The organism is Bacteroidota bacterium, from assembly GCA_013360915.1.
In the GTDB taxonomy this organism is placed as follows: Bacteria; Bacteroidota; JABWAT01; order JABWAT01; family JABWAT01; genus JABWAT01.
Window position 1 is genome coordinate 1 of record JABWAT010000036.1, and the last position, 4864, is coordinate 4864.

Here is a 4864-nt window from a genome sequence, read left to right on the forward strand (position 1 = left end):
GATTTTTGTCTTTGCCGACATCGGCCAGCCGACGACGTGAGAAACGGAAGGCCGTCAGAAACGATTGCTGTCTGAGTCCCGATTCATCGGGACGAGTTCGGCGGCTTCCGGGCCTGAATGTAGTTTTGAGTTGAGGTACTCCGAAATTTGGTACACTGAGTTTATCGAAGTGCCGTATTACTATCGGGGTCTAAGGCTGGGCGGTCGGCTTGGCCGGTTCCCGAGCGAAGCCGAGGGATGGGTACTTTTTCAGCTGAAAAAGTAATCCTGCGGAGCAAACCAACTCGCAGGTTTATGCAGAAGTTGCGGAAAAGGCAGGATAAACCGGGCCCCTCGATAATCCTCATCCGGATGGCTTCCCCGACTTCATCGGGGTAAACTTTGGTCATTGAGCACAGTCGAAATGCAGCCACCGGATTCGGCACTCGGGGGCCGGGATTTTCATCACCACTCCCTTGTTTTGACTGACCACTGTTTAATGTCTGCGAAAAACGGGCAACAGTTGGTGTTGATTTGATGGAATTTCAGCCGCGTAGCGGTGGCATCTTTGTAGCAACATAGGAATGTCAGGTATTCAAGCCGCGTAGCGGTGACATCTTATCCGGTGCTGGAAAATCAGGTTTGTGCCTCCATGTTGGTACGGACGAGATGTCAGGGCTACGCCCCTCAATTCACTTTACATGGCGCATTGAAATCTACAAAGATGCCAGGGCTACGCCCCTGAAAATGCGTTCCCGGATTTTCAATTCACCAATCACTGGTATTTTCTCGTCACTCGTCACTGGAAAAATCCTCAGCTTTGAGAGGTCATTGAGCGCAGTCGAAATGCAACCTCCGGGGTCTTTCCATTCACCACTCCCTTGTTCTGACCGATCGCTGATTTCTGTTTACTAAGAATCTTTCAAAAACAAACCACCAGTTTCCCCATGGTCTGGTTCGATTCCATCAGACGATGTGCATCGGGTAATTCCTCAGGCTTAAACACCCGGTCAATGTGACAATGAAACGCCCCTGAAAAGACCCACGGCAGCACCCGTTTGTCCAGATCACGGGCTACAGCCGCCTTTTTCAGAATGGGCAGGCTGCGCAAGGTGCTACCGGTGATCCGGAGTCGCTTCACCAGCATCTGACCAAGATTGACCTTGTCTGCAAGCACCCCGCCCATCAGTCCGATCAGGATCAACCGTCCATCCGGCAGAAGGCAGGAAAGATTTTCGGTCAGGTAAGAGGCACCAACCGGATCCAGAATCAGGTGAACGCCTTTCATCTGCTGTTTAATCACCGAAGAAAAGGAAGGTGTTTCACGGTAATTGATCGCCAGTGAGGCTCCCAACGACTGGCAGAATGCCTGTTTTCCGGGTGTTCCGCAAGTGACTGCCACGCTGGCTCTGCGCCAGACGGCCAATTGGATGGCCGCCATTCCGATTCCGCTGGCACCAGCATGAATCAGAATAGTCTCTCCCCGCTTCAGCCTACCGATGGTGATCAGGTTCATCCAGGCGGTCATGAGCATTTCGGGCAAAGCAGCCGCGACTGTGAAGGGTACGGGATCGGGGACTTTCCATGTGGTGCGCGAATCGGCTGTGAGCAAGTTTGCATATGCCCCGCCGGGAACCAGTGTCATAACACGATCGCCGGGAGCAAACCGGGTGACCCGTTTGCCGCATGCCAGCACAACGCCCGATGCTTCCAGTCCGGGAATGTCGGTCACACCGGCCGGTGGCGGATACTTCCCTTCCCGCTGGACAATATCCGCGCGATTGATTCCGAAGGCTTTCACATCAATGAGAACATCCCATGGGCCGGGGACCGGATCGGGCACATCGATCCATTCAATCACCGATGCATCACCGGGACGACTGAACCAGGCCGCTTTACTCATGACCATTCCATAAAAATACGGACGGACTGATAGTCACATAGACCCACCGGACCCGTTCCTTTTCTGAGAAACCCGGTTCAGAACAAGCCGGAAATGTTTCCATCATCATCGATATCAATTTCCATGGCAGCCGGGCGTTGCGGTAAACCGGGCATCCGCATGAGTTCGCCGGTCAGTACCACGAGGAAACCGGCACCGGCCGAGGGAAGCACATCGCGGACGGTCAGTGAAAATCCCGTTGGCCGGTTCATCAGTTTCGGATTATCCGACAGGGAATTCTGAGTTTTGGAAATACAGATGGGAAGCCGGTCCAGATTGTTTCCGACAAGGCGTCTGATCGATTCCACCGCGGTCGGCTGAAAAATCACTTCATCCGCCCCGTAAATGGTCTTGGCCACTTTCTCAATCTTCTTCTCGATGGGCCATTCCGGTTCATATAACCGGATCCGTTTTTCCTTCGGATGGCTGAGCACCTCCATCACCGCTTTTCCAAGCGAGAGTCCACCGCGTCCGCCATCGGCCCAGAAAGTAACCGGAATTGCCTGAGCATTCAGATCACGGCAGATGTGTTCAATGGCCTGAATTTCCTCATCGCTATCGGTGATAAACCGGTTGATGGCGACCACTGGTTCCACGCCAAATACACGTACATTCTGAATGTGTTTTTCCAGATTGGCACGACCGGCCAGCACCGCCGCCGGATCGGGTGTTTTTAACTGATCTTTCGGAATTCCCCCGTGCATTTTCAGCGCGCGGACGGTGGCGACGAGCACCACCGCCCCGGGATAGAAGCCGGCCATGGGTGAGACCAGATCGAAGAACTTTTCTCCTCCCAGATCGAAACCAAATCCGGCTTCGGTCACCACCACATCCGACAGGCCAAGAGCCAGCCGGGTGGCCAGGATGCTGTTTGCGCCCTGGGCAATGTTGGCAAACGGTCCGCCGTGAATAAACACAGGCGCTCCGCCAATGGTCTGAACCAGGTTTGGCTGCAGGGCATCTTTCAGCAGAGTGGCAACGGCGCCCACCACCTGCAGGTCACCCAACCGCACCGCCTTTCCGTCGGGAGTGTATCCGATGACAATGGCGGAAAGCCGCTTTTTAAGGTCATTGTACCCCGAAGCCAGACACAAAATGGCCATGATTTCGGAGGCCGCCGTGATGTCAAAGCCGGTTTCTCTCGGAATTCCGTTTTTACTGCTTCCCAATCCAACCTGAATGACCCGCAGGGACCGGTCGTTCATATCCATCACACGGCGCCAGGTGATGGCATTCAGATCGAGGTTCAGGTCGTTTCCATAATAGATGTGCTGATCAATCATGGCACCCACAAGATTATGGGCGGTGGTGACCGCATGAATATCCCCGGTAAAATGAAGATTGATGGCTTCCATGGGCAGAACCTGGGCAAAACCACCTCCGGTGGCTCCGCCTTTCACCCCCATGCAGGGGCCCAAAGAGGGCTCGCGAAGCGCTGCGGATACCCGGATGCCCAATTCGTGAAGCGCCTGAGTCAATCCCACCGAAATGGTGGTTTTTCCCTCACCGGCCGGAGTCGGGGTAATGGCAGAAACGAGTACCAGTTTGCCCCTGGCCGGTTTTTCAAGCACTTCCCGGACCTTCTTCATTTCAATTTTGGCAATGTGAGGTCCGTAACGGATCAGTTCATCCGGAGATAAATCCAGCTGAGTGGCGATGGTTTCAATGGGTTGAAGCGTCGCCCGGCGGGCGATATCGATATCGGAGGGTACGGTCGGCATGGTTGTTTCCTTTTCTGTTCCGGCCTGGTCAGGGCCGGCGGGAAAATACAAAGGAACCGATAAAATATCGACAGGTCTTTTTTGGGGGAGTGATTGGGGAGGGGTGATGGGAAATACCAGAAATCAGACATCAGTGATCAGAAAACAGAGAACAGAAATACCCGGGCCCTGAGGCTCTCGAAGGGGGCGGGTATTTCAAAGCAAAAATTCAACAGACCCTCACCGGCGGAGGGGGCGAAATTCTGAATTCTGGCTTCTGGCTACTGGCTACTGAATTCTGGCTACTGGCTACTGGCTACTGAATTCTGGCTGCTGGCTGCTGCCTCCTGTGTTCCTTCTCCCAAAACGCTATTTTTATACCGGACCTTGACATCTCATTTTTTTTTTTTTGCATTTTGTCACAGGACGTAACCATGAACCCGACAATAAGAATGAGCCTGCTTTTATCTCATTTGGTACTTGGCATGACTCTGTCCTGCCAGTCACCCAATGACCCCGACCCGCCTGTCGATCCCGGACCCGGGGTGTTGGCTCTGGAATTGTTCGCCTCCCCCCGGCTCACTTCCATGCAGATGAAACTCTCTGCCAACCCAGCCGATCTGCCTCTGGATAGTCTGGTGTTGCTTCGGAATGACCTGCCAGCCGATACCCTAAAGCTCACCAAACCCGACACAGTGCTCTCCCTGACCGGACTCACGCCTTCCACCACTTACATCTGGAAAGTAACCGGTAAGAAGAACACCCGACCCTATGCCAGTAACCCGTTACCCACCCGGACCATGGATACCACCAGTCATGATTTTACCTGGCAGGTGGATACCATCGGAGCCCCCGGTTCGATTTTATGGGATGTGGCCATTGTGAACGATACCTGCGTCTGGGTGGTGGGTGATATCTTAAAGTACCCTTATGACTCTTCTGATCGGTACAACGCTGCCATGTGGAATGGTAAAACGTGGACGAAGGTGCGGATAAACACTCCGATTCATCCCTCCGGAACACTCTCCCCAACAATCATTTACACCATTTTGTATGTGGACGGGCAGTTATGGATTACCACCGATGATGGTGGGTATGCTGTTTCAGATAATTATGGTAAAACGTGGAAACCTAACCGTTTTCCTGTTGAATCAGCACGCGGATTCTTGAAAAGAGCATGGGCATCCTCCAAATCCAACATCTACTGGGTGGGAACCAATGGCTCCATCACGCATTATGACGG

At 53.4% G+C, this 4864-nt stretch carries 3 protein-coding genes; 1 reads left to right on the plus strand and 2 read right to left on the minus strand.

Going from position 1 to position 4864, the window contains the following annotated elements; translation table 11 throughout:
* Positions 1–901: 901 nt before the first annotated feature.
* Together HUU10_15620 and HUU10_15625 are read right to left on the minus strand one after the other, a co-directional pair.
* On the minus strand, positions 902–1882 hold the full coding sequence (locus tag HUU10_15620) for an NAD(P)H-quinone oxidoreductase (GenBank protein ID NUQ83031.1): 981 nt from the start codon (positions 1880–1882) through the stop codon (positions 902–904).
* A 77-nt stretch (positions 1883–1959) separates the two neighbouring features.
* Positions 1960–3642: a formate--tetrahydrofolate ligase gene (locus tag HUU10_15625; GenBank protein NUQ83032.1), complete on the minus strand. Its 1683-nt coding sequence runs from the start codon at positions 3640–3642 to the stop codon at positions 1960–1962.
* Between the two features lie 413 nt (positions 3643–4055).
* Here HUU10_15625 and HUU10_15630 point away from each other — a divergent pair.
* Positions 4056–4864 (plus strand): hypothetical protein (locus HUU10_15630; GenBank protein NUQ83033.1); only part of this gene is annotated, 809 nt, incomplete at its 3' end.